Raw genomic sequence first — 26,150 nt, 5'->3', positions numbered from 1 at the left:
TGGCACATTGTGCCTCTTTTCAAAAGTGTCCGCAGTAACGGGGTAGAACCCGTGGTAGCCGTTTGGGTATCAGTGATATCTAAGCGTTACGATTTTTTAAAACATATGGGTTTGGCCGCAATCTCTTTGTTCTTAGGCTTTGGCAGCGTCTACGCTCTGGGGTTGGCTGGCGGCTGAGGCATTTCTAACCATTCGCTTTTGTCGGACAATTTCTCCACCGCTTCGCGGCTACAAAATTGCCGCAAAGCTCTACGTTACGTTTCTTAGAGCCATGAAAAAGATCATCATTACATTTGTAGTATGCATATTTGGTTACGGACTTTACGCATGGAGCTTCTTAGCGGCTGATACATCTCGCCCTGTACTGGCCATCGTTACTGATGATTCATACAAACAAATACCGAGTTTTGTGGCAAAAGCCTATTTGGAGTTGTCTGGCTACTCGCTAGCCAACCAAGAAATTGAAGGATCACCGCCTGTACCTTATGTAGCCACGGGCTATGATCTAGGTAATTTCAACAATAAAGAAATATTAGTTCTTATAAATCGCTTTGTCGAAGAAGGTGCTGATATAAATGCTAAGTACCATGGCTACACAGCCTTAAATGGTGCAATCTTAGCTAACTCACCAGAGCTAGTGAGTTTTCTATTAAAGAGGGGCGCGAGTACCAATATCGAGGTCCAGCGCGAAGGCATTAAATATTGTAATGGGCTCGCGAGCCTAGAGTTTGCAAAATGTATACATAGTCTGGGTAAACAGGACTTATCTAATGTTATCGCCATCCTGCAAGAAAAAACGTAACAAGGCCAGCCAGAGGGACAGCCAAACCGCTGCGTGTTTTGTCTGCCCCTGCTTTTGGCGTTAGCATCACAACCTTAGCAAGGAAAAGTATGAGTATTCAGAGCCTGATAGACAGATCAAATCAGCAAGGTGATGAGGTTTGGATTTCAGGAGGTGCTTCGGAGTTGGCAATTATAGTAATAGAACAAGCAATTGGGGCTAAACTGCCCAGCTCTTACCGCAACTTCTTGAAGGAATTTGGAGCAATCTATGCCATGGACGCAGGGATCTCTGGGATCGTTGAGGATGATCCGCTAGCAATGTCGAGCGGAGGAATCTATGCCGACACCATGTTCATGCGTGATGAGTTCAAAGATCAATATGTTGTTCCTGATTATTTGTGGGTCCTAAAGAAGCATGAAGATGGAGCATTCTGCTTTAACATCAACATCCCGACGATTGGTGATGAATACGCCATCGTGAACTATGAACCACATCTTCCTGAATCAACTCATTCGGAAGTGCTGGCTGCTACGTTCTCAGAGTACATGCAGGAATGGTTTTTTGGGTATCTTGGATATGATGCCCAGAGCTAACAATACGTGCCAGTCGGACAGTTTGTTCCGTGGCTTTTTTTGTGCTTGTCGCTACGCTAGCACAAACCGCCACTCCACAAACTGCCGCTGCACTTTACGTTAGGTGACCGAGTATCAGAGCATGAGATGTTGTAGAAAAGAACTGTCAAGCCCAGACATTGTTGACGGCACAGCTTACTTTGTCTGCTCTGAATGTGGCGATGTTCGTGAGATTGAAAACTATCGAGTTTATACAAGTGAAGAAGCTCTTAAATCCTTCACAGAACAGTACGGGTTCATTTTGCCGGAAGAGTACGTGAGGTTACTTGATTCAGAAGGCACTAAAATAGTTAAGTTGCCGCCTTGTGAAAATAAGGCTATAAAATATTATTTTGGTGAAGGTTTTTATGAAATAGGTACTTTTGCAAGCATAGACCCAAATTCCGAGAGCTCTATATATAACTCAATTAGTTCTAGCAGAGAGTGGGGTCTGCCAAGTACGTATGTTCCGATCGATGGTGATGGCCATACTTGGTTAGTCTTAGACTATAGTGATTCCTCAATTGCTCCTAAAGTGATGATCACAGAAACCGATAGCGGTAATAGTCTTGTGATAGCAAATACCTTTAATGAGTTTTTATCATGCCTCCTGCAATATGAAGAAGTCTATGATTTAGATGGTAATGTGATCTACAGAGAATAAACCACCTAACAATCGGCTGCACGACGACCGATTCTCCGCCGCTTCGCGGCTACAAACCGGCGCGTGAGCCGGGCGTTAGGCAAAACGGAGGCAGTATGTACACAGGTAGCTGCTTATGTGGCGGAGTCCACTTTCAGATTCATGGCGAGCTAGAACCCATCCAAGTTTGCCATTGCTCCCAATGCCGCAAAGCGCAGGGCACACCGTTCGCAACAAATACACCTGTCAAAGAAGCTGCTTTCCAGTTGGATAGCGGCACTGAGCTGCTTAGATCGTTTGAGGCGTCGCCTGGTAAACAGCGAGTTTTTTGTAGTACGTGCGGATCGCCAATCTACAGTAAAAAAGACGCTCTGCCTGGTGTGCTTCGAATTCGCGCGGGGCTGATCAATGAGCCGTTGGCGTCAAAGCCCGTGGCTCATTTTTACACAGGATCGAAGGCCAATTGGTGGGCCATCAACGACGATCTTCCTCAGTTCGAGGCCGCGTATGTTCCACAGACCAGCAAGGCCTAACAAGCGGCAGCACGGTGACCGCTTCTCCGCCGCTCCGCGGCTACAAATCGACACGTGTGCCGGGCGTTATGTGTAAAAGCAGATGAAAAGCACCATCTACGCACTACTATTAATTTTGACGATTTACTTGGCCATTATATGTGCCATAAACGAAGTTACCGTTTCGAATTCCTTTGGTTGGCTTGGATTTTCGATCGCTGTAGGTTCTATGGGCTATTTCATGGTGTTCGCACCCTACGGGTTACGAACTCATACAACTGTGTTTGGCCAGCAGCAAAAGTATAGGCACCCAGTAGCAGAAGTACCTGCGAAAGCTGCAGGGTTGATTTTGGGTTCAACCATTTTTTGCTTAGCTCTTAGTTTTGGTTTTCATTTTTATGCCACCTAAACACATAACAATCGGCAGCACAGTGACCGATTCTCCGCCGCTCCGCGGCTACAAATCGGCACGTGTGCCGGGCGTTACGTCGCAAGGTGAACCATGAAGCTAGCCTCTAGATTTATGCCTAAGTATGAGCCTGAGGGGGTAAATAAACCTGCTTTGACGATCTTGGTTGGGGTGGCAATCACTATTGTCATTTTCAAGCCGGTCTTTCTTGTGGCTGTGGCCGGTATAGCTCTTCTGATATTCGTTTGGAGCAAATTAGAGCAACCAAAGATCGAAAAGTATTTTGGAAGTCTTTGTAGAGATCGGGCAGGTTTGTCGATATGCGAATTCGCTAGAGAGTTCGATCCGAACGTCGTTGATACTTGGGTAATACGAGCAACGTATGAACAGCTTCAGTTAGCACTACCTACAAGTCACAAAGTACCCATAAAGGCTTCTGATAATTTATTCGACACATTAAAACTTGATGAGGATGACCTCGACCTCGATCTAATGGAAGAGATCGCTCAAAGAACCGGTTGTAGCCTGGATAACTTTTACAGCAATCCCTACTATGGAAAGGTGACTACGGCACGCAGTTTAGTTCTGTTCTTTAATAATCAGGTCTGTGTAAATGCAACGTAACAAGCGGCAGCACTGTGACCGCTTCTCCGCCGCCCCGCGGCTACAAACCGGCACGTGTGCCGGGCGTTAGCAACCCTTTGCTCCGAAGCCTTTGGAAACGGAATTGAGAATGATCCGACCATGCCCGTCTTGCGGTAAGCCCGCATACACTCAGTTTCAACTATGGCGTCATGCCTTCATGGGCTCCGTACTGACATGCCCCCATTGCTCATCAATTGCGTATATGAGTCGAGGTTGGTTTGCTGAGTTGTTGTTGTTCATTTTCGTAGAACTGGCGTTCCTCATATTGCTGGTAGCGGCAATGGTTTTATGGGGGAATTTGCTACTAGGACTCGCGATATTTTTCGCTAGCGCATGTTTTTTTGCTTGGAGACGGACCCAAGCTCCTTTATATGTGCATCATGATACATTTGATCGATAGATCAGTTGCTAACCAGTCACTGCACGGGACCACTTCTCCGCCGCTCCGCGGCTACAAACTGGCCCGTGAGTTTGGGCGTTAGAAGGTATTTATGGGTAAGCGGCAGCAAAGAACAGTAGGCGCAATTGTCGTGGTTCCGATAGAGGATTACAGCGTACACGCGCAGATTTTAGCTGACACTGAGATGGTATTCTTTGACACCAAAGACCGAGTTGATCTAACCCCTCCGGAAATCTTGACTTCTGGAGTTCTATTCCGTGTGCCAGTCCATGACACCGCAGTTTTAGATGGCCGCTGGGTCAAGATGGCAAAAGAACCGGTACGCGAAGAGAATTTGAAGCATGTTCCTCGATTTATTCAAGATACACTCGACCCTGGTAGGTTTGAAATTTATGAAGGAGGGGAAATTCGTCCTTCTTCTAGAGATGAGTGTGAGCATCTTGAGCGGTGTGCTGTCTGGGCAGCTAACCATGTGGAAGACAGGATACGAGACCATTATAGAGGCGTCACTAACTTATGGGTCGAGCAGATGCGGTTAAAATGACTTCTAACAATCGGCTGCAACGGACGAATTTCCGCTGTCACCTTTCGTGCAGAAAGGCGCACAAAAGCCGCCATCAAAAATTCGCGCGTTGAGCCGGGCTTTATATTTAAGTCGATATCCCATGATTAACGAGCAAGAAGTTTTACAGCTAATTATAGATACATACCCAAAAGCTAGGGATTATCTGGTCTCCGAGGCTGATGAGTGGGTTCCTGAAAAAGGCAGTTGCGGTAGAATTTCAGCGCATAGCCTTCTTTCTTTATTATCGAGCCTAGTAGTAAAGGAATTTGTTGATTCTGAATATAATAGGTCGGTAGAGCTATTTGAACTTATTGAGCTATTCGTTTCAGACGGTGACAGCAACGTTTCAAACGCTGCCTGTACTTGTTTTATTGAGAATTTGCAAAATACTGCGTCAAACGATAATGAGTTTAAATATTCTCATTTTGTTAGTTTACTGGGTACTAAAAGCAAAGAGTATGCAAAATCTTGGGATGATTTTACCGGTGTCAAAACTGACGGATTGGAATAAATATAACAATACGTGCCAGCGGACATTTTGGTCGTCGCTTCGTATTGTGTATGGCTTCGCCATCTTACACAATACTCCACGTCAACCAAAATGCCGCTGCACTCTGCGTTATGAATCAGCACGGAGAGCGCGATGCTTGAGTTGAGGCCCAATTGCGAGTGCTGCGATAAGGACTTGCCGCCGGAATCGACCGAGGCTTTGATTTGTACCTTCGAGTGCACCTTTTGCGAGTCTTGCGCCTCAGGGGTGCTGAACCAGCAATGCCCCAACTGCGGGGGCAGTTTTGTGTCTCGGCCTATCCGCCCAGCTCAATTGCTAGGCAAGTATCCGGCTTCGGCTACACGGGTTCATAAGCCTGGTGGTTGTGTTGCCAATTCATAACCAATCACTGCATGGGACCGGCTCTCCGCCGCTTCGCGGCTACAAACCGGCCCATGAGTTCACACGTTAGGCACATCAATGACTTCATATGAGATTTGGTACATTGCAACTTTAATTGCGCTTTTGTTCGTACCATTTTTGCTTGCTTACCCGATACGTGGGCGCTTTGACAGCAAGCGAGGTTTGGTACTAACAATTTTCCTCTCCGCAGCTCTTATGAGCGGCGTGGTGATTGCTAATTTGGCGTATAACGATTGGGTGCTAGATCAAGAAATTGCAGTCTTAGACCGTGATGGGGATGGTTTTTGGTCCGAGGAGGAGGAAGCTTCTTGGACTGAGGGGGAACAAAGGCTGATGCAGTCATACATAGGTGATGGTGGTCGCAACGGATTTGCAGTCATTATCTTTCCAATATTTTCATTTTTTTATTCTACTATCGTTGCCACTCTTCTCTGGTTAGCTTTCCACTACATTGAGCGGAGAAAGTCTAATGCCTAACAAGTGACTGTGGTGTCAACGACCTAAATTAGGACGTTTTTTCACGCCACGGCTCCTGGTTTTTCACCATGGTGTTGAGCATTACAACCATCTTGCGCATGCACGCAATTAGAGCCACCTTTGGGAGCTTTCCCTGGGCTTTCAGACGCTCGTAGAACTGCTTGAATACCGGGTTGCATTGGATCGCCGACAGCATGGCCATGAACATCACTGTCCGGACTCTATGACGACCACCACGTATCCGGCGCTTGCCCGTCAGCTTGCCGCTGTCTCGGTTGATGGGTGCAACACCGACCAATGCTGCAATTTCTTTTCGATTGAGTTCACCTAGCTCGGGAAGCTCGCTCAGCAGTGTGAAGGCAAGTACCTTGCCGACACCCGGTACGCTGGTCAGGATGTCCGTTTTGGTTTGCCAATGATCCACTTTGGCAACCTCCTGCTCGATTTGGCGGGTGATGCTCTTGATTTGGGTTTGGAGCGTCTTGAGCAGGCTCTTGATCGAGCTGTGAAGTGATTTGGGCAGGATCTGCAGCCGGTTTTTCTCCATGGTGGACATCTCCATGAGTTGGCTGCGTCTAGCCAATAAATCTCTGATTTTCTGAGAGGTTTTATCGGGGATAGGCTTAATTTCTGGCTTTAGTGTTGCGGCATATCTGGCAATGACCTGAGCGTCGATGCGATCGGTTTTTGCCAACACGCCGATGGCTTGGACATAACGCCTTACGCTGATGGGATTGACCACAATGATGGGCAAACCAGCCTGACTGCAGGCCTGGACCAGGGCATGCTCATGGCGTCCTGTCGCCTCTACCACGATCCGCTCGATGGGGAAGCCCTTGAAGATTTTTACCAGCTCGCGGACATGGATCTGGCTGTTCGGAATGGTAAAAACTCACCGGATGGATGTAGGGCGATATCGAGGTTTGCTTTGCCAACGTCGACACCAGTGTTGATCAGGGTTTGGTTTTCTGAATTGTTCATAATAAGCTGACTCTGCCTTGCTATACGGGCTCGAGGCCCCGATGACTGTCCGAGTTATCGCTTCAGAGTCATGCAGCGCTGCACACTTGTTACCGGTCTCTCAAAAGAGGAGCCGTCGCTATTTCGAGCTGCTGCATGAAGACCCCCGATGGCCGTCGGGGGTGGGCCTCAATTTACCCAAACACAGCAGAAATTATCCATACAAGGTGCTTTTGCCGGACAATTTCTCCACCGCTTCGCGGTTACAAAATTGCCGCAAAGCTATACGTTAAATGGCAGGAAGAATGGAAGCAATCGTTGAATATTTGATGCTCTTTACGGGCTTACTGCTCGTACCAGTCGCTATTTCTCTTTTCATCGCTGCGGCTTTAAAGAAAAGCAAAAAATTAGCTAAACTGGCGCTCGTTTTAGCCGCCGTATCTCTGGCCTTATTAGTTAGGGAGCACTATTCAGAGTTTTGGAGCGTTGATTCCTGCATGGACATGGGTGGTCGTTACAACTATGAGCAACAAGATTGCGAATATTGAATATCCATTTAACAAGTCACTGCACGGGACTACTTCTCCGCCGCTCCGCGGCTACAAACCGGCGCGTGAGCCGGGCGTTAAGTGAATGGGACAGATGAGTATCTGGTATTTCGATCTTGATCAAGAGTTGGATCTCTCTTCGAAGAATGCTCTTGATCAAAAACTGGATGAAATGTTTCAGCGTGAAGAGCCCGGAACTTACGCGGTGGTACTGCACAATGATCCTATTAATGGCGTCGACTTTGTGACCAGGGTAATAAAAGATGTTTTTGGTTACAGTACGAGCAAAGCGATTTGGCTAATGTTGAAGGCTCACTTTACTGGAAAGAGTCGACTCTGGTGCGGGCCTTACAAGAAAGCATGTGAAAAAATGCAATTGATGGTTTCGTTTGGTCCTGATCCAAACCTGCTTCATAAAGGCGCTGAGGCACTCCGAGTCACCCTTGAGAGTCGGGAGTAATCACTTAACAATTCGCGTCACTCGGACGCACTAAAGTGCGCCGGTGCGCTCCGCGTTAGTCATCTTGGGAGAAAGCCTTCGATGAAGCATCAATTGAAGCTAGCCGCAGAAAGCTCGCAAAAAGCACCGATCAGGCGTTTGATTAAAAGCTTGGCTGCTGGAATAAACCTTAATCGGGAATCTGAATCAGGAAAGGCACTTGAACTTTCGATTTATTTGTACTCTGTCGGGGACACAAATCAGGCTCGGGATCTTTTGGGCAGCTTTGCGTTTGACATGTTCTATTCGGAAAATAGTGGGGCATGGGGTACAAAAAAGGAAGCTTTAGCCTTCTTGGCCTTCATACATATTGAATCAAAAGAGACCGACAAAGCGACAAGAATAATTCATGAGCTCTTCGAGTCGAATCCAAACCTAGATATCAACGACATTGACTGGGTATTTGAACAAGCGATAGACGATATTGAATATTATCAGCCACGGGAATCCTGGCATACTAAAGTCCTGCATGACTTAACGAAAAAAGAGAGAATTACTGGCCACTTTTCACAGATTCGAGAGATGATATTCCCATATGCGTGCGGGATTCTGCTGTCGGCTGGAGGTGAATGGGTCATCAAAAACCTAGAAAAAATAATCCTCTCTGAGCTCGAATGGCTGAGATCAGAGTTTCAAGACGACTAACAAGCGGCAGCACAGTGACCGCTTTTCCGCCGGTCAGCGGCTACAAATCGGCACGTGTGCCAGGCGTTAAGCCCAATAGACTATGAAACGGATTCCGACGGAAGAAGAGTGGGCTGGGTACGAGAAAGATCTTGATGCCAAATATGCATACAAGACCTTTTACGGAAAGACCAATGAGGAAATGCAGCCCGCATTTAGGAAAAATGTAATAGAGCGAACGGACGAAATTCGATTTATGCCTCGCGGAGCCTTCCAATACTACATTTTTGGGCTTCGAGACTATGTCATTCGCCAGGATTTCGAGCTTTATGAGTCGTCGGATGCTGCGAGTTGTTTTATCGGCCTTGTCTTAGAGAAACTGCGAAAAGAACCTGAAAGCGTTCAGCCGATAATCTCTGAGCTATTGCCGGATTTGCAGTTTGTGGCAGGTAATCAAAACCTGTATGAGGCGGATAAGGATATCTATGGTGATTTTACGGCAATGTACCAGGATATCGTCCGGCTTTCGAGAACCAATGCTTAACAAGGGGCTGCACCGGACCGTTTTTCCGGCGCGGTTGCGCCCCCAAAACGGCCGCTGAGCCCTGGCGTTAAAAACCTTCAATGCAGATCCACGTAGGGATGGGTTTATGAAATGGTTTTTAGGCTATGCATCTGTTCTTTGGGGGCTATGGCAGGTCATTGATTTGACCTCAGACTCCATAATCACCGGTTTCCTTGCTCCATTCATCTTCGGCTTCGTTTTGCTGGCCTTCATAATCTGGATAGCAACTAGAATCAAAGGGTGCTCATCCTCATCAGGCGGAAACGGATCGTCCGGTGGTTTCCTTGGCGGCGGAGACTCTGGTGGGGGTGATGGTGGTTGCTAATCCTTTAACAATCGGCTGCACAGCAACCGCTGAGCCGCGGTTACAAATCGGGACGACTGCTGGGGGTTATATAAAAGGAGTAGTGGCTCAAAATGACAAGAAATCGTAGCCAAAGAGGCTCTCTTGAATCGCGATTGATAGGTCTCTTTGCGTCTTTAATATTCTCTGTTCCCACCGCAGCGTTGATCTGGTTTGGAGTCAACAAGCAGCTGGCCTACTTTTATGATGGGTTCTTAAGCAGTAGTTATCTGGTCGTCTGTATCATTGTATTTGCCTTAATAGCGTTGCTATTTCCTCAACTGTTTCCATCTATTCTCGGGGGTATTTGGCGTGGCATTCTTAAGGTTGAGCGGTGGTGGGGCTGGTAGCTATGTGTATATTAAACCTTTTAAGTCCATTCCCGGTCCGGCGTCAGTCCATCAGCCGATCCTGCCGGGCTTCCAAACATTTCCGCAGTTACGGGGTAGAACTCAGGTAATCAGACTCGGCTCAGATAAATATTGATCGCGCCTTCTCGCATGACCTTGTCCCGTCTCTGTTGGTATCACCAGGTCGGACGTATTTGATTACATTCCGGAATATCCCTCGGCAACAATGAAGGGTAGTGTGGGTCGCCTTTTTTACGCTAACTGTCGTGGCATTGGGCATATGAAATTCCTCACCCAGCCCGACCGAAAGAGGCAGCTTTCATGACTTCACAATCTGAATCAGTTCCGCGAACCAAGTCGGTTGATGTGCGTAGCAGCAGTGATCCGGTGGTGTTGTTGCTCACTGTTGGCTTCATTCTGTTATTTGTTGGCGCATCCGTTGTCGATAGTGAATATGTGGCAGGCTTAATTGGCCAAGGCTTTTCCTGGACCGCAGCTTATCTGGGTTCCTTTTTCCAGGTACTTCTATTATTGACGTTTTTTATAGCGGTTGGTGTTGCGCTCAGCAGAGCTGGAGCAGCTCGCATAGGCGGGTTGGATGTCCCCGAGATAGGGCGTTTTCGTTGGTTGTCGATGATCATGTGTACGTTGCTGGCGGGCGGCGGTGTTTTTTTCGCTGCTGGTGAGCCTGTTTACCATTTTGTAGTCACGCCGCCTGCATTCGATACTGAAGCGGGGACTTCTGCCGCAGTTGCGCCTGCCTTAGCCCAATCATTCACCCACTGGGGATTTCTTGCCTGGGCAGTGTTGGGCTCACTTACAGCGTTGGTGTTGAGCCGTGCTCATTACGATCAGGGTAAGCCCCTCCAGCCACGAACGCTGCTCTATCCTGTTTTGGGTGAAAGATTGATTCAGGGCCGTCTTGGTGGCGTGATCGATGCTTTCTGCGTGATTGCCGTTGTTGCTGGAACCGTTGGCCCTATCGGGTTTCTGGCCACCCAAATGAGCTTTGGCCTGCACGAACTCTTTGGTGTGACTGATGGATTTGGAACCCAGTTGACGGTGCTGCTTGTTCTCGCGGGTGTGTATATGACCTCCGCAATGACCGGTTTGCACAAGGGTATTCAATTGCTCAGTCGTTTCAATGTGCTCCTGGCACTCGCCATAGCTGCGGTTATCTTCATCTTTGGTCCGACCTTGTTTTTGGTGAATAGCTATACCCAGTCAATGGGTGAATACGCCACTTCGTTTTTTGCCATGGCGACGATGACCGCAGAGACAGCCCCTGCATGGTGGATGAAGTGGTGGACTGTTTTTTTCTTTGCCTGGTTTATTGGCTATACACCCTTGATGGCCGTTTTTGTAGCGCGGATTTCCCGAGGTCGAACCGTACGAGAAGTTATCCTTGCAGTGGCTGTCTTGGCGCCGATTGCTACAACGATCTGGTTTACTCTGCTTGGGGGGTCCGGGATTTATCATCAGCTAAACGGCACCTTTGATCTTACCGAGGCGCTGAATAGCTTCCGTTTTGACGTGGCGACATTGACGGTGGCACAGGCACTTCCTGGTGGTACCTGGATGGCAGCGGCGATCCTGCTTCTGACGACTATTTTTGTCGCCACCACTGGCGATTCCATGAGTTATTCGATCGCGATGGTAGGTGCGGGTCACGACGAGCCTAGCCCCTGGCTTCGGGTTTTCTGGGGTGGGGCAATGGCCTTGATGGCGGCCATTCTGCTGTACATGGGGGCAGGGCAGATCGGTGTGTTGCAGCAGTTTATCGTGCTGACGGCTATTCCTGTGTCGCTTATCATCTTGCCCTCCCTCTGGACAGGCCCTCAGGCAGCGATGGCCATGGCTCGGGAGCAGGGGCTGATCCAGTAACCGGCATCCCTGCACATGCCGGAACGTTGTTAGTCGCAAGCAAATTACTTCGAGCGCAAATTTTCTTGGACGCCCTGTAGCTCTGTGGATTAATCTCGAATCACGCAAAGGAATGCGAGTCTTCTCCCGCCTTCAGAGGGGAAAACGGGGTCAGATGAAGATTTTCCATTGATGTTCATTTGGGGCCAATTTTTTCGATTGTCAGAACTGGCAGAATCAGACGATAACTGAACGACCAGGCCCGGTCTGCGATAATCAATGAGTGCACAGCATCGCTAAAGGACTTTCTGAACCTCTCTCGGAGAGTTTGGTTGAGCCCAATGTTAAGTTGACCTCAATGCTTCGAGTTAAAAGTGAAGATAAATTGAGTAGGTACTGACAATTAACACTTATAATTTTCTTCGTAGCCCACTAATCCTGTTATATGGTGCTCATAAGAAAACTTTTTACTATGGAGGTCTTGACCAGTGAGAAAGATATATTCATTCGTAAAGAAAGAATTTCTGGAAATGTTGGCCCCGACATTATTCTTCATGGTGGTTTTTTGTGTGATCGTATTAACAAGAAATTTAATGTCTCTAGAGAGCGGCATTGGTGCACTCACCTACGCTGCCGCGATTCTCGGTGCTTTGATTATTGGAAAATCTGTACTCATCGCGGATGCGCTTCCTATCTGGCACCACTTCGACAACAAATCCAGGATAGCGCTCATAGTCGGACGAACCATTGTCTATGCCCTTGTGGCGCTGCTGTTTCAGTTTTTGGAGGAAGTGATACCGCTGGCTCGCAGTGAAGGATCCTTTGTCGTCGGACTCGACAAGTTGGCTGAGGAGATCCATTGGGCCCGGTTCTGGGGTACTCACATTCAACTGCTAACTTTCCTTGCCCTGTACAATACGCTTGCTGTTATTGCCGAAGAACTGGGTCGAGAACGATTCACAAGACTGTTGTTTGGGAAATCCGGAGCAGCCGGTTAACGGGGTTTGATAATATCGCGGTGGCAATTGCCGCTATCCGCCTATGAGCATTTATCGATCCCGCTTCGGCGGGATTTTGCAATTTCTGGCGAGCGTTTCTTGTTAGCCGAATTTCGCAATGCGAGTATGAGTTATGGGCGATTCAGGGCGCTAGACTTCCCCCTTAAGAGCATACGCATCGATAACTACCATTGAATTATAAACGGAGTAGGTAATCAGGCTAGGCTCAGATAAATATTGATCGCGCCTTCTCACATGACCGTGTCCAGTCTCTGTTGGTATCACCAGAGCGGATGTATTTGATTACATTCCGGAACATCGCTCGGCAACAATAAAGGATAGTGTGATTCGCCTTTTTTACGCTAACTGTCGTGGCACTGGGCATATAAAATTCTTTGCCCGGCCCGACCGAAAGAGGCAGTTTATTGTGCCGACGGCTATTGCTGTGTCGCTCATCATCTTGCCCTCCCTCTGGACAGGCCCTCAGGCAGCGATGGCCATGGCTCGGGAGCAGGGGCTGGTCCAGTAACCAGCATCTCTGCACATGCCGGAACGTTGTTAGTCGCAAGCAAATTACCGCGAGCGCAAATTTTCTTGGACGCCCTGTAGCTCTGTGGATTAATCTCGACTCATGCAAAGGAGTGCAAGTCTTATCCCGCCTTCAGGCAAGGACCGCCTGCACTCCTTTCAAACTTGTTCTAACGCAATGCTTCCATATATCCGGGAACAGGGTCGGGTGCTCGTCTTGTTAACGAAAACAATAAATGGATGACCCCCATAAGGAGATACACCAATGAGCGAGTCATTACTGGGCCGGGTGGCCCGTCTGGTTGGCGGTACTTTTACCACTGTGGTTGATGCGGCTGAAAATGCTGCACCGGAGGTGGTAGCCCGTCAGGCGATTGAAGAGGTGGATGGCGCGATTGATGAGGTGCGCGCCGAAATCGGACGTAAGCAGGCCAATAGGCACAATGCCAACCGTGAGCTGTCGTCGCTTAATGATCGTGCTGCCAATCTTAAGGCCCAGATTCAGACTGCCTTGGTGCAAGGTCGTGAAGATCTTGCCGAAGCAGGTGCAGGGGAGCTGGTGGGCATAGAGGACCGCTTGCCCATTATCGAAGGCCTGGTTGCCACTACCCAGGAGGAGGAGCAGAAGCTCGCCCATTATTTGGCAGGGCTGCGTTCCAAGCGCGATGAAATGGAACGTGACCTGCAGTTGATCCGCGACCGCAAGCGTCAGGATAAGGGACAGCTATCGGGGGAGGCTGGCGGCGTTGCTCCCGGATCTTCAGTTGAGCGTCGTGTGGAGAAGGCAGGCGGCGCCGTTGCCAGGGTCAAGGCATCTGTCACCGGTCTACCTACCGCGGCGGAGACGGCCGATGCTTCGTCACGGGCGGAGCTGGAAGAGCTGCATCGCAAGAATCGAGTGGCTGAGCGCCTAGCGGCGCTGAAAAAGGAAAGCTGAGGTGCTCGATCTCCTGCTGACAGACGCCAATATTCCTTTTTCCACAGCGCTGGCATTGATGCTGATCATCGGGTTGTTTGAGGGTGTTGGCGCCGTGCTGGGCTTCGGTCTGGGCAATATGCTCGATTCCCTCATACCCCAATTTGAGGTCAGTACAGATTTTGAAGTCGCGGATGCGGGGTCTAACTCGGCGCTGTCTCGACTGCTGGGCTGGCTGAAGGTAGGCAAGGTTCCCATTCTGATGCTGCTGGTGATCTTGCTGAGCGCTTTTGGCTGCGTGGGTCTGGCCTTGAATTTTGTCATGAGTAGCGTGTTCGGTGTGATACTGCCTGTGCTGTTGTCGGTGCCCTTGGCCTTTCTCGTGGCACTGCCGTTCACCCGCTGGGGGGCAGCGGGGCTGGAAGTCATCATGCCCAAGAACGAAACCTCATCCATATCCCTTGAAACGCTCATCGGCCGGGAAGCGGTGGTCACTATCGGTCAGTCGAGCACAGGCCAGGCAGCCGAAGCGCGAGTGCGTGATCAACATGGCCAGACACATTACGTGATGGTCTTCGCTGAGGAGGGTCACGGTCCCTTCGGGCCGGGCATTCCCCTGCTGATAGTGAGGCGGGAAGGTAATCAGTTTGTGGTCATAAAAGGCGCTGCCTGAAGACTGGATAACGAATAAAAAACAAGGAAATGAGCAATGGGAAATGCAAGCAACCTCGCTTTTATACTGATTGTCGCCGGGATCAGTTTTGTAGCCCTTGTGGTTATCGGGATTATCCTGGCGCGGCTTTACACCCGCGCTAACAAGGAACGGGCCTTCGTACGGACCGGTTTTGGTGGGGAAAAGATCATCAAGGACGGTGGCGCGATGGTGCTTCCCGTACTGCATGAAATCATCTATGTGAACATGAACACCCTGCGGTTGGAGGTAAGGCGTTCAAATGACCAGGCGCTGATCACCAAGGATCGGTTGCGTGTGGATGTCACCGCCGAGTTCTATGTGCGGGTCAAACCGGATAACGAGTCCATCGCGACGGCTGCGCAGACACTCGGCGCACGGACCCAGCGTCCTGAGGAACTCAAGGAGCTGATCGAAGGCAAGTTCGTGGATGTATTACGCTCAGTGGCTGCGGGCATGACCATGGAACAGTTGCATGAGGAGCGCGTGTCCTTTGTGCAGGAGGTGCAGACCAGCTGCGCGGAGGATCTGTTCAAGAACGGCCTTGAGCTCGAGTCTGTTTCCCTGACCGGGCTGGATCAGACCGCCAAGGAGTTCTTCAATGCCGAGAATGCATTCGACGCCGAGGGTCTGACCAAGTTGACCGAGCAGCTCGAATCACGACGCAAGATACGCAACGACATTGAACAGGAAACCATGGTCGAGATTCAGATGAAATCGACCGATGCCGCCAAGCGCAAGCTCGGCATCCAGCAGGACGAGGAGTTCGCACGGCTGGAGCAGACTCAACAGATCGAGAACCGCCGTGCCAGTCAGCAGTCCGACATTGCGCGTGTGGCTGCCGAACGCCGTCGCGAAGCGGAAGAGGCGGATATTACTGCCAATCGTGCTGTCGAGCTGGCCCGTATTGCCATGGAAGAAGAAACCCAGAATCGCGACATCGAGAAAAGCAAACGCCTTGAGCTTTCCAGCCAGGACCAGAAAATTGCTGTTGCTGAAAAGTCCAAGGACGAGTCAAGGGCTGCAGCCGAGGCGGATGACGCCCGGGCACAAGCGGTCGCCAAGGAAGAGGGCGTGATTACCGTGCGCGAGACCGCTCGCGCCGAACGGGAAAAGCGCATCGTGGTTATCAAGGCGCAGGAAAGTGCCGAGCGCGAAGCTATTGGCGTTACAGTCGAGGCGGAAGCGCGCAAGGCTGCAGCATCTGACGATGCCGATGCTATTCGGGTGACTGCCGATGCTGAAGCGGGTGCAATCAAGGTCAAAGCCGAAGCCGAAGCCGAAGGGGCACGGCAGCTCAACGAGGCGAAGAACCTGCTGAGTCCTGAACAGGTAGCGTTTGCCGAGAAGATGGAGATGATCGCCCAACTGCCCAGGATCATGGAACAAGCGATGAAGCCAGCTGAGAAAATCGACAGTATCAAGATTTTCGACATCAGTGGCGCCCCCGGTTTTAACGGTGGCGGCGCAGGGGAAGGCAGTAACCAGGGCAGCAGCTCAAACCTGTCGGACCAATTGGTCAATGCCATGCTGAAACACCGCGCCAATGTGCCCCTGCTAGATTCCATCCTCAAGGAGGTGGGGCTTGAGCACATGGACCCGCGCTCGATTATCGACGGGAAGGTGTTTGATAAGCAGGAGTCGGAAAAGCCCGCCAGGCCTTCGTCAGCCCCGACCGGTTCGAGTACGCCTGAGTCGCAAGGGTCTGTTGCCCCTTGAGAAGGACATGAATAAAGGGGGTTCCGCCGTGCCAGGAATGATGCAGTGCGTATAAATTCTCCGAGGGGGGTTGTTGAGTACTCCCCGGCTTTACGGTTGGTAATCGCGACAGTTTTTCTGTTTTTGGCCGTTATCCTGTTCAGCAATGCGATTACTTCAGCATCTACGAGAACGACGTATCTGAGCGACTGCTCTTCCACAAGAGCCAAGCACGTCCTTGCCTGTGAGTTTTTCAACGAGCTTCTTAGAGCGATCCCTGAAGGCGCGCGCTGGATTCTCTCGGTTATAGGAGAGACCGTGGGCGCAGTCATATTCCTTTATGCCGCTTTCCAGCTTTTTAGCTCGACTCTCCATGCGAAGCGAGACTCGTAGAATGCCCGCATCATGCCGTTCCTCAATCCTGATTCAGCTCGCCCAAACGGTCAGGGAAATAAAAGGGCCGTTTGTGACTCAGGTTGCAATCGATGGGATCGACGGGGCAGGGAAAACCACTTTTGCCGACGCGCTAGCGGTGGAACTGGAGAAGAGTAGAGGCAGTGTCATTCGCGCTTCGGTGCTGATTAACAATAACGACCCGGACGCCTCTCGCATCATTCGTGCGTGCTGAAGTTCGCCGATATGCCAGGGGTTGATACCGAAGTACTCGCATGCTGTTGCGGGTTAATGGACTGCAACAAACTTCTCTACCCAAGCTGTGGATTACATATGATCAATAAGAAAGCTTTGGTGTGTCTGACGATAATTTTATTTTCGGGCTGTGCGTCACCGACGGCCAATGTGGCAGAAAATTACGCTATATCGAGCGATTCCAGTAATGGATTGCTTGTCGGTTCAATCGAGTACAGGGGGCCGCTCTCTGGCTATAGAGTTTACTATCGTGGTCTGTATAACGATCAACGAGGGTATTTTGAAGCCGGTGTTGGCATGATGCTTATTCCTATTCCTCCCAAAAGTGATTTTTCCGACAAAAAAGGATCTTTGCAGGTAGTCGAGTTGCCACCGGGTAAATACGAAATTGCCAACTGGGCAGTCCAAAGCGGATATGCAAACGTCGGGCAAACGCAACCGTTCAGTATCAATTTTATAATTGAGCCGGGAAAAGCGACTTATATCGGTTCATTCGTTTTTTCCGCTACGGACAGGATGGGACTGACGGTAACTGGTGTTCAAGTCGACTTTACTGAGTCCTATGAAAGCGACTCCAAGGTGCTCAGGCAGCGATATCCGGGCTTGGCTAGCACGGACATTTTCATGGGTGTTGAGCCCGGTTATGTGAAAAAAGATATTGGCGGAAACAGTAGCGTTTATTGGGATATGCCGTCGGTTTATCTCCCCATATATTAAGCTCTTCTAGGTGCCTCGGGTGTAGCAATAATGCGCGACATAGTCACTCAAGTGATGTAATCAATTGATGCTTAATTTGCTTTTATAAAAATAGATCAATGTACCTAGGAGTCCGGCGATAAATGTACAACTCATTGTTCCGTAGTTTGATTGCAATCAGCCTTGTCGGCCTTTCAGGCTGTGCCTCATGGTCCAAGCCGATCACCCCAGGGGAGGTTCTAACAGGGAAGGAGTCGTATCTTTACGGCAAATTCAAGATTGATGCCCAGAAGGCATGGCTTGGTCTGGATGGTCACCAGACGATGGGTTCTGTCTTTTCTTGTGTAGACGGCAAAAAATATACTATTCGTTTTGAACGCGACCAGCCGATTCAGGTAATCAAGCTTAATCCTACGACCTGCTCCTTTACGGAAATTATATTCACTGACTCCGACGGAGTGGTGCTCAGCAAAAAGTCTTCCCCACTTGGATTGATCGACAGTGTGACGACGGTTCCTGGAGCTGCCTATTACATTGGCGATTACTTTGCGGTTTCTACCAGTACCCCCGGGTATAACTCCATCCAGTTTGCCTGGGAAGTAAAAGAGGTGAACGACAATTACGGGCCTACTACTGCTGTCATGAAAGAAATGTACCCGAACATGACATTCTTCCCGACCCATAATCAGTTGGCTGAGCAGAGAGCCTGGGGTAAGCCCGCCAAGACAGAAAAACCACCATCTTATGCGCGCCCTTCACAGTAGCTCATCCAATTCTTCTCAATAGAGGGAAGGTAATGCAATGACTGAGGATCCGCATATGTCATGCCGGCTGCATCTGGTATTTGTTTTCGCGATTTTCTTTGTAATTAACGGGTGTAGCATGAGCCAGGTTGCCGCGCCCGTACCCGCCACTGAGCCTCAGATTGCGCCTGCCCATCTAGCAGTTGCAGAACGCTTTTTGCATGACATTGGCGCGGGTGAGGTGGCGATGGCCGCATTTCAGAAGGAAAAGACGTTAATTGCCTGAAATCAATCGCGAGCTCGCTTTTGCCGGTGAAGAGTTCGGGGAAAGATTGCTTTTGGACTACCTTGGGCGTCAGCCGGTTTATTGAACGGCAATACGTCGTTGCCTACGCTGAGTGCTTGGCAGCTACCCTTGGATGTAGCAATCTGCTGCGAGGCACTCTGTATCAGACTGTGAAACCAATCCATGTTCCTATCACTGCGGGTAAACAATGACCTCTGCTTTATTGCGATTGCGCTATTTGAGATTGCTGCTAGCCCTGCTTGCTTTTGCGCTCATCTCTGCCTGCGAGGTATCTCAGTTTCTGCCGCCTGATGCGAAACTACCCGATGGCAGTACCTATACGGGCGAGTTCCAGGAGGGGCTATTCCATGGCGAGGGTGTTCAGCGCTTCCCCAGTGGTTTGATTTATCGTGGTCAATTCCAGGCAGGTTACTGGCAAGGACAGGGTGAGCTTGAGTCCCCTGCCGGTTGGCATTACGAAGGCGAGTTTGATAAGGGTCTCATGGCGGGGCAGGGTATTTGGGAAGATGAAGATAGCCGCTACGTGGGGGCATTCCAGAACGACGACTTCCATGGACTGGGCCGCTTCGAAGTCAACGACAGCGTCTATGAGGCTGAGTTTCTAGAGGGTGCGCCGCTGCAGGGCCAGCACATTACCGAATATGGCACCTACGAGGGACCTTTTCTTGATTGGTATTACCATGGTGAGGGCACCTATACATACCCGGAGGGAAGCTCGGATGCAGACAGTTTTTCCGGCACCTGGGATCGCGGTGTGCTTATTGATGGGCAGGATGCCTCCCCGCCGGAGCATGCTGCTCCGCTGACCGAGAAGATACTGGCTGAAGATCGACAGCGCCTTGATGAGCAGATCGACAATCTCGCATCAGAGCGCCCTGGTCTGACCGACGCCTACTTTCTGGCGGTGGGCGGGGATGGCACTGAGTCGGTTTTTCTGCGCGACATTCAGGTTGCGAAAGCGGGATTGCAGGCGCACTTCGATGTGGAAAATCGTTCCATCATGCTGCTCAATCACCGCGACTACGAAATCTATCCGCTGGCGACCCGCCCCTCGATCAGACATGCCCTTGAGGCGTTGGATGCGAAGATGGATTCCGAGCAAGACCTGCTAGTTATTCATCTGGTCACCCATGGAGGGCAAGACGGACAGCTGCTGTTGCAGCAACCTGGCCTTGACCTGCCCAATCTGTCCCCTGAAGATTTCGTCACAATGCTGGAGCCGCTTAATGCGCGTCGCAAGGTTCTGGTGGTTTCCGCGTGCTACTCGGGCCATTGGCTTAATCAGATCAAAGACTCGAATACCTTGATCCTGACCTCGGCACGCGAAGATCGAACATCCTTCGGTTGTGGCGATGACTCGGAAATGACCTGGTTCAGCAAAGCTTTGTACCAGAGCGTTGGTCTGGATCTGACCGATCCTGATGCCATGTCTGAGCAGATCAATCAGCAGATCCGCCTTTGGGAAGAAGAAATCGGGATGGAAGAAGAGCGCTGGTCCTATCCCCAGTTTCATCTCGGTGAAGATCTGAGGCTTTGGCTAAAGCAGGGAATGTCCGGGCAAGATTAGTGATGTGCCTGTGCGTGGTCAGTTCAAGAAAGCATAGAGCGGTAAAGGATATCGGCGTATTACTCAATCTCAGTCGATGAGCTTTAAGAAGATGAACTACAGCAGAAATACTCGATTTGATAGCAATGGAAATCCATACCAATATGTAGGTGCCCTGGACAAGGCAGCAGCTTTTATCATCGACTGTCTTGTCAGCGCGGTACTCTGTCTGATCTTGGTCGGAATGTTCTGGATAGCACGGAATGGACTTTTCCCAGGCAATATTAAAACCGGTTCGGAAACCTGGGGTACTGTTGTGATGGCCATATCATCGCTTGGGACCGCCCTGTATTTCATCGGTTGTTGGTTGGCGTTCTCCCGCACGCTGGGGTTGAAAGTAATGGAAGCCGTCATCGTGGATGAACATACCCAGCAGAAGCCGCGATTCTGGCAGTTCGCAATCAGATACTTTGGCTACGCGCTATTTCTCCTGCCTTACTATCTTGGTGTCTTCGCTTTCGCCTGGGCTCTGGTTGATAAGCGAAAGCAATCGGTGCATGACAAGTTCGCACGTACTACGACTGTTCGATTCATCGGGCAGATTCCAAATCCACTGTAATTTCTGCTAAGCAGTGAGTTCCATCGAACAAGCGATATTCTTTGGTCAAGACTGCTTTGTGCCGCCGTGCACTTGCCGTCAATAGCCTCTCTCCTCTGGTTAATCAGCAAATCGGCTGAGTCCACTCGTCGCAGCCACAGCCGTTTGTTCCTCACTGTCTGGCAATAAGCCTGACCTTGTAATGATTTACCCCCCAGCCAGATATTGCCTATAGTGCAAAGAGCGCTGCATTCGCGGGCCTGGCGCGCTGAGGGATCTTCTTTGCGCCCGCGTCAAAAAATGGAAAGGACACCATGACACAGAGATTGATATTGCTGTTTGACGGCACCTGGAACGATCCGGAAGACCAGACCAACGTGTATCGGATTACACGGCATATCCAGGATTACGACGGCGCTATGCAGCAACGGTTTTTCTATGATCCCGGCGTGGGTACTTCGAAGTGGGAGCGCATCGGTGGTGGCGTTTTTGGCTATGGCTTGAGTCGTAATCTGCTTGAGGGTTACGAGTGGCTGGCAAAGCGCTATAGCGAGGGAGACGAGATCTGGATATTCGGCTTCAGTCGCGGCGCCTATACCGCACGAAGCCTCGTGGGTCTGATCCGCAAATGTGGTCTTCTACATATCGTCACACCCTGTCTGCTGGAAAAGGCTGAAAAGATCTACCGCGATGACAGCCATGCCCCTGACTCCGAGACTTGCCAAACGTTCCGGCAGACATTCAGCCGCACGCCCAGGATCCATTTTATCGGCGTGTGGGATACCGTCGGAGCACTGGGTGTGCCGGGCACGGTTATTTCCGAAAGGGGCAAGTACGCCTGGCATGACACCGCGCTGTCGAGCATTGTCGATCGTGCCTATCACGCGGTGGCATTGGATGAGCATCGGGCAGCCTATGACGTACCCCTGTGGACCAGTGAGGACGGCAAGCAAAAACCGAAAAATATCGAGGTCGAGCAGCGCTGGTTTATTGGTGCCCATGCAAATGTAGGGGGTGGCTATGGCTCGGATGATTCTCTTGCCGACATCTCTTTACAGTGGATGCTGGGTAAAGCAAAGACAGCCGGACTAAAGCTCGAGCCATTCACGGTAGCCCCGGATGCTTGGAAAGCCGAACCAAAAGATTCTTTCCAGGATTTTCTGAAAGGGACCTATGCCTGGTTCAAGAAATTGCGTAGTGACGGGGGGGACGGCCGGTTCGTGCGCAAATATAACCAGGACAGATCAGGGCGCTCAGCGGTCAATGTCTCGGTTGATCACAGCGTGTGGCAGCGCTGGCAGGACGACCAGCTTAACTACCGGCCTCTGACCCTGAGTGAGGCCGGCCAGTCGCCTCCGTCAGACCCTGGCACTGTTCCGGCTAAGGATTAGCTTTGCTGGATATGCAAACGGATGCTCCGCCGCAATGGCTTAACAGCCAAAAGCATGATCTGTGTCCGGGTTCGGGAAGAAATATCCGGTTATCTTGAAGGTATGCATCTTCTTTAGTGACAGGCTGCGCCAGGCCCTCCATGGCCCGGCCCCACCTGGCACAGCTTGGCGGAGAGACCTTTGAGTACAGATAACCCCAGAATCCAGGCTGTGCTGGCGGCCATTCCGCGAGAGGCTTTCATCGCTTCAGCCGATCTGGCTGAGCATATATCGGGTCACAGCATTCCCACCCGTGCGGCCTTGCAGCAGATGCTCGAGGCCCTGCCGCCGTTGGAAAGAGACCAGACCGTCCTGTACATCGGTGCTGGATCCGGCTACGTCCCTGCCGCATTGTCCCATCTTTTTAGCACTGTCCATGTGCTCGAAAAGGTACCCGCGATTGCAGATATAGCTGCGACCAATCTGGCCAGATTCAATATCAGGAATGTGGATATCACCGTCGGGGATGCTCAGGGTGGATTTCAACTCGAGCCCGCCTGCAGCTGCATACTCAGTGGAACCTTCCTGCCGGAGCCGGCCGCTCTTCTTGCTTCATTGCAAGAGGGAGGCGCGCTGTTCAACCTCGAGCCGGAGGCAGGGCGTGCGCCCTCGCTTGTGCATTACCAGCGCCGTGATGGTCGCCTGGTGCGGATTGGTATACTGGGATGGGTCGACTTTCGACGCAGCACTGCAGATGTTCTGATCGATCTTGGGGCGGCCGACGAAAAGACAGTAGCCTTGGCTCGGGAGCAAGCTCTCGCCAATGGCAAGCCGCTGATGAGGGTGCTGCACCGACTCGTCGATTTCGAAGATGCCGCTCTCTATCGTCAGCTCGCAGAGCAGAAGCGCGGCGTCACATTCATTGAACTGGAAAAGCTGCTGCCCAGCCTGGACACACGGCTTCTAGCCGGCTTTTCACGTACCTTTCTTGATAAGCACAGACTGATCCCCACCTACATGGATGGAAATGAGCTGGTCGTTGCCAGCGATGATCCGGATGCGTGCCTGGATGCGATTGAAAAGCTCACCGACGGACATTCCGTTCGCCTCCTGCTGGTCACGCCGGCGGATTTTCAGCGTCTTTGGTCTCATCTTGCCATTACCCTGCGAGGCGACATGCTGGCGCGAACGCACCTCGCCGAGGTGGCAAAGGCCGATCAGGACGCCGCAATTGAGGAAGATGCGCACAATCGGATCAGTCCTTATCTGGTGTCTATCTACGAGGGCATCCTGCTTGAAGGAGTGACCAACCAGGCAAGCGACATCCACCTTGAGCGGTACGACCAGCGTATTCGCATTCGCTTGCGTATCGACGGCGAGTTGCATGACCTCAACCACTATCAGTTGACTCCGGGTGAGCTGCTCGGAATCGTCAACGTGATCAAACTCAGAGCCGAGCTCAACATTGCCGAGCGACGTCTCCCCCAGGGTGGACGCTCAATGCTCAGATTTGGAGAGGCGTCCTACGATCTACGGGTTCAAACGCAGCCTGCGTTGCACGGTGAGCATGTGGTGATCCGATTGCTGCGCCAGACGGGGCGTGCGATGACGATGCAAGAACTGGGTATGTCGGGCAAGACTGCTGGTCACTATCGACGACTGCTCAATAATCCCGCCGGCCTGGTTCTGGTTGTTGGCCCGACCGGCTCCGGCAAGTCTACAACCCTGTATGCGGGCCTTCAGGAGTTAGCGGATAACGGCCAACGCAAGGTCATTACCGTTGAAGATCCGATCGAATACTCCATCGATAATATCCAGCAGACCCGCGTAAGGCCTGACATCGGATTCAGTTTTGCCAACGCGATGCGGGCCTTTGTACGTCAGGATCCTGATGTGATTCTGGTGGGTGAGATACGAGACCAGGAAACCGCGCTTGAGGCAATCAGAGCCTCGCAAACGGGTCACGTTGTACTCTCTACCTTGCATTGCAATGACGCTGTCGACTCGCTCCAGCGGCTTTATGACCTGGGTATTCATCCCAATTCCATAGCCAGCGAATTGCTTGCTGTTATTGCCCAACGGCTAGCCAAGCGGATATGCAAGGAATGCCGCGAGGAAGCGAAGCCTGACCCGGTCATCATGGCGGAATTGTTCCCCGAGGGTGCTCCCGCAGGATTTCGCTGCTATGCGGGTACCGGTTGTACCGCCTGCAACGGCAAAGGCACTCGAGGCCGAGTAGCTGTGGTCGAGTACATGCACGTGAACCAGGATATCCGCAATGCGATTTCTCGCCAGCCACCTATTGGAGAGATGCGCTGGCTGGCGCTGGACGCGGGGTTAAGTACCATGCGCGACAGCGCTCTTGACCATGTTATAGCCGGTACCATACCGATGTCTGAGTTGCCGCGCATTCTACCCGAGGAGCGCATGGCGCCGGAGACACGTGGAGGTCGGAGGGAAGGTTCATGAGCAAATATGCCAACAAACAGAGGCTGCCAGCGGAAGCCGAATACCACGATGAGCTTGAGCGGCTCACGGAACTGGACGAGCATCCTGTCCCGCCGGGCTGGCGCATGTCTCCGGTGGCAGTGGGCAAGTTCGTCGAGGGCGACAAGCAACTGGGTATTGAACGCAAGTTTGTTTGCGAGCCTGAAGTGATTACGCGCGTGGTTATTGCCCTGTGTACCAATCGTGGGGCGCTGCTGGTAGGAGAGCCCGGCACGGCCAAGTCTCTGCTGTCGGAGCTGATCGCCGCTGCCGCCTCAGGCGATTCGTCACTCATGATCCAGGGGGGCGCCGTCAATAGCCTGAACCAGCTGCTATATACCTGGAATGAGGCACTGCTTCGGGAACAAGGGCCCTGCCTGGCCGCTCTGGTGCCCAGCCCGCTGCTGCGCGCCATGCGCGACGGTAAGCTACTGCGGTTCGAAGAAATTGCGCGCTGCCCCCAGACCCTTCAGGACTCGGTGCTCTCCATTTTATCAGACCGGGTAATCAGTATTCCTGAGCTACCCGGGGAAGATGGCGTGATCTACGCGAGCGAGGGTTTCAATATCATCGCGACCTCCAACAGTGTTGATGAGGGGGTCAACCGAATGAGCGCTGCCTTGAAGCGCAGGATGAATTTCGAGATCGTCAAGCCGATCGCGCGACTCAGCGATGAGATTGACGTGGTTCTTCGACAGACCGAAAAATTGAATGCCAAGGCAGGAATCACCTTCAAACCAGATCCCTCGGTGTTGGAAGTGCTGGTCACGGTCTTCCATGAGCTACGTAATGGCCAGACAGTCGCCGGGCGCAGTACTGACCGCCTGGCGGGTGCGGCGATGTCTACTGCTGAAGCAGTGGCAGTGGCCCATGCAATGAGCGTGCACGCTTTCTACTACACCGAAGGACAGATGTCCGACAGGAATCTGGTGCATTTCCTGCTGGGCTCGGCGCTCAAGGACAAGCCTGAGGACCGTCGGCGTCTAAGGCATTATTTCGATACCGAAGTAGCTCAGCGCAAGGGTGCACACTGGCGGGCGCTTTACGCTCAGCGTCACCTTCTTTAGAGATCGAATTCAAGCAATGAGTGCTGAGCAGTACGATTTGGCTTTACCTATCAGCGCTTGACGGGAATAAAGTGCAAAGCCCCAATGGCAGGAGTGGCCAGCTGGTTGATTCTGAGCTTCGCTGGCAAGCCTGTTCCGTTTTTCTG

At 51.3% G+C, this 26,150-nt stretch carries 27 protein-coding genes and 1 pseudogene; 27 read left to right on the top strand and 1 reads right to left on the bottom strand.

The features are described 5' to 3' along the window. Positions 1-271 precede the first annotated feature (271 nt). The 9 genes from AAC076_RS13845 to AAC076_RS13805 all read left to right on the top strand — a co-directional run bounded on the left by AAC076_RS13845 (position 272) and on the right by AAC076_RS13805 (position 5,959). Complete coding sequence (locus AAC076_RS13845) at positions 272-802, top strand: hypothetical protein (protein ID WP_339846690.1); 531 nt, start codon at positions 272-274, stop codon at positions 800-802. A gap of 89 nt (positions 803-891) precedes the next feature. Then, a complete protein-coding gene (locus AAC076_RS13840) occupies positions 892-1,377 on the top strand; it encodes an SMI1/KNR4 family protein (protein ID WP_339846687.1) in 486 nt (161 codons plus the stop codon). 103 nt (positions 1,378-1,480) lie between these two features. Next, positions 1,481-2,059: an SMI1/KNR4 family protein gene (locus tag AAC076_RS13835; protein ID WP_339846684.1), complete on the top strand. Its 579-nt coding sequence runs from the start codon at positions 1,481-1,483 to the stop codon at positions 2,057-2,059. Positions 2,060-2,154: 95 nt separating this feature from the next. Next, the gene (locus tag AAC076_RS13830; protein ID WP_339846682.1) at positions 2,155-2,571 is read left to right on the top strand and encodes a GFA family protein; all 417 of its coding nucleotides are present in this window, start codon (positions 2,155-2,157) and stop codon (positions 2,569-2,571) included. Positions 2,572-3,052: 481 nt separating this feature from the next. Further along, positions 3,053-3,583, top strand: a complete 531-nt coding sequence (locus tag AAC076_RS13825) for a hypothetical protein (protein ID WP_339846679.1) — start codon at positions 3,053-3,055, stop codon at positions 3,581-3,583. 512 nt (positions 3,584-4,095) lie between these two features. Continuing rightward, the gene (locus tag AAC076_RS13820) at positions 4,096-4,548 is read left to right on the top strand and encodes a hypothetical protein (protein WP_339846676.1); all 453 of its coding nucleotides are present in this window, start codon (positions 4,096-4,098) and stop codon (positions 4,546-4,548) included. Positions 4,549-4,669: 121 nt separating this feature from the next. Beyond that, positions 4,670-5,080, top strand: a complete 411-nt coding sequence (locus AAC076_RS13815; RefSeq protein WP_339846673.1) for a hypothetical protein — start codon at positions 4,670-4,672, stop codon at positions 5,078-5,080. Between the two features lie 132 nt (positions 5,081-5,212). Further along, a complete protein-coding gene (locus AAC076_RS13810) occupies positions 5,213-5,461 on the top strand; it encodes a DUF1272 domain-containing protein (RefSeq protein ID WP_339846670.1) in 249 nt (82 codons plus the stop codon). A gap of 78 nt (positions 5,462-5,539) precedes the next feature. Continuing rightward, positions 5,540-5,959, top strand: coding sequence for a hypothetical protein (locus AAC076_RS13805; protein WP_339846667.1), 420 nt, complete (start codon positions 5,540-5,542; stop codon positions 5,957-5,959). Between the two features lie 28 nt (positions 5,960-5,987). On the opposite strand, the pseudogene AAC076_RS13800 reads toward AAC076_RS13805, so the two are convergent. Further along, positions 5,988-6,940, bottom strand: a pseudogene (locus AAC076_RS13800) (IS110 family transposase). A gap of 284 nt (positions 6,941-7,224) precedes the next feature. Here AAC076_RS13800 and AAC076_RS13795 point away from each other — a divergent pair. The 18 genes from AAC076_RS13795 (at position 7,225) to AAC076_RS13710 (ending at position 26,004) form a co-directional block, all read left to right on the top strand. Next, positions 7,225-7,467, top strand: a complete 243-nt coding sequence (locus AAC076_RS13795; protein ID WP_339846664.1) for a hypothetical protein — start codon at positions 7,225-7,227, stop codon at positions 7,465-7,467. Positions 7,468-7,552: 85 nt separating this feature from the next. Beyond that, complete coding sequence (locus AAC076_RS13790; protein WP_339846663.1) at positions 7,553-7,927, top strand: ATP-dependent Clp protease adaptor ClpS; 375 nt, start codon at positions 7,553-7,555, stop codon at positions 7,925-7,927. Between the two features lie 81 nt (positions 7,928-8,008). Then, positions 8,009-8,611, top strand: a complete 603-nt coding sequence (locus tag AAC076_RS13785; RefSeq protein WP_339846662.1) for a hypothetical protein — start codon at positions 8,009-8,011, stop codon at positions 8,609-8,611. Positions 8,612-8,693: 82 nt separating this feature from the next. Further along, positions 8,694-9,134 carry a hypothetical protein gene (locus AAC076_RS13780; RefSeq protein WP_339846661.1) on the top strand — a complete coding sequence of 147 codons (441 nt, stop codon included), beginning with the start codon at positions 8,694-8,696 and terminating at the stop codon, positions 9,132-9,134. A 1,035-nt stretch (positions 9,135-10,169) separates the two neighbouring features. Then, the gene (locus AAC076_RS13775; RefSeq protein ID WP_339846658.1) at positions 10,170-11,732 is read left to right on the top strand and encodes a BCCT family transporter; all 1,563 of its coding nucleotides are present in this window, start codon (positions 10,170-10,172) and stop codon (positions 11,730-11,732) included. A 467-nt stretch (positions 11,733-12,199) separates the two neighbouring features. Next, a complete protein-coding gene (locus AAC076_RS13770; protein WP_339846656.1) occupies positions 12,200-12,709 on the top strand; it encodes a hypothetical protein in 510 nt (169 codons plus the stop codon). Positions 12,710-13,502: 793 nt separating this feature from the next. Next, positions 13,503-14,174: a PspA/IM30 family protein gene (locus AAC076_RS13765; protein WP_339846655.1), complete on the top strand. Its 672-nt coding sequence runs from the start codon at positions 13,503-13,505 to the stop codon at positions 14,172-14,174. 1 nt (position 14,175) lies between these two features. Next, positions 14,176-14,826, top strand: a complete 651-nt coding sequence (locus AAC076_RS13760; protein WP_339846654.1) for a YqiJ family protein — start codon at positions 14,176-14,178, stop codon at positions 14,824-14,826. A gap of 36 nt (positions 14,827-14,862) precedes the next feature. Further along, positions 14,863-16,563: a flotillin domain-containing protein gene (locus AAC076_RS13755; RefSeq protein WP_339846653.1), complete on the top strand. Its 1,701-nt coding sequence runs from the start codon at positions 14,863-14,865 to the stop codon at positions 16,561-16,563. A gap of 445 nt (positions 16,564-17,008) precedes the next feature. Then, positions 17,009-17,170, top strand: coding sequence for a hypothetical protein (locus AAC076_RS13750; RefSeq protein ID WP_339846651.1), 162 nt, complete (start codon positions 17,009-17,011; stop codon positions 17,168-17,170). Positions 17,171-17,268: 98 nt separating this feature from the next. Then, positions 17,269-17,907 (top strand): hypothetical protein, encoded by a 639-nt coding sequence (locus tag AAC076_RS13745; RefSeq protein ID WP_339846650.1) that lies wholly within the window; start codon positions 17,269-17,271, stop codon positions 17,905-17,907. 122 nt (positions 17,908-18,029) lie between these two features. Then, positions 18,030-18,650 carry a hypothetical protein gene (locus AAC076_RS13740; protein WP_339846649.1) on the top strand — a complete coding sequence of 207 codons (621 nt, stop codon included), beginning with the start codon at positions 18,030-18,032 and terminating at the stop codon, positions 18,648-18,650. A 118-nt stretch (positions 18,651-18,768) separates the two neighbouring features. Further along, a complete protein-coding gene (locus tag AAC076_RS13735) occupies positions 18,769-18,915 on the top strand; it encodes a hypothetical protein (RefSeq protein ID WP_339846646.1) in 147 nt (48 codons plus the stop codon). Positions 18,916-19,123: 208 nt separating this feature from the next. Further along, the gene (locus AAC076_RS13730) at positions 19,124-20,503 is read left to right on the top strand and encodes a C13 family peptidase (RefSeq protein ID WP_339846644.1); all 1,380 of its coding nucleotides are present in this window, start codon (positions 19,124-19,126) and stop codon (positions 20,501-20,503) included. A 91-nt stretch (positions 20,504-20,594) separates the two neighbouring features. Continuing rightward, positions 20,595-21,101, top strand: a complete 507-nt coding sequence (locus tag AAC076_RS13725; protein WP_339846642.1) for an RDD family protein — start codon at positions 20,595-20,597, stop codon at positions 21,099-21,101. A gap of 293 nt (positions 21,102-21,394) precedes the next feature. After that, positions 21,395-22,471 (top strand): DUF2235 domain-containing protein, encoded by a 1,077-nt coding sequence (locus AAC076_RS13720; protein ID WP_339846639.1) that lies wholly within the window; start codon positions 21,395-21,397, stop codon positions 22,469-22,471. 180 nt (positions 22,472-22,651) lie between these two features. Continuing rightward, complete coding sequence (locus AAC076_RS13715) at positions 22,652-24,919, top strand: ATPase, T2SS/T4P/T4SS family (protein WP_339846636.1); 2,268 nt, start codon at positions 22,652-22,654, stop codon at positions 24,917-24,919. Then, a complete protein-coding gene (locus AAC076_RS13710) occupies positions 24,916-26,004 on the top strand; it encodes an AAA family ATPase (RefSeq protein WP_339846633.1) in 1,089 nt (362 codons plus the stop codon). Before AAC076_RS13715 ends, AAC076_RS13710 begins: the two co-directional genes overlap by 4 nt. Positions 26,005-26,150 lie beyond the last annotated feature (146 nt).

The organism is uncultured Halopseudomonas sp. (genome assembly GCF_963977355.1).
Lineage (GTDB): Bacteria > Pseudomonadota > Gammaproteobacteria > Pseudomonadales > Pseudomonadaceae > Halopseudomonas.
The sequence above is the reverse complement of the archived record's forward strand: the minus strand, read 5'-3'. Positions and strand labels throughout refer to the sequence as shown.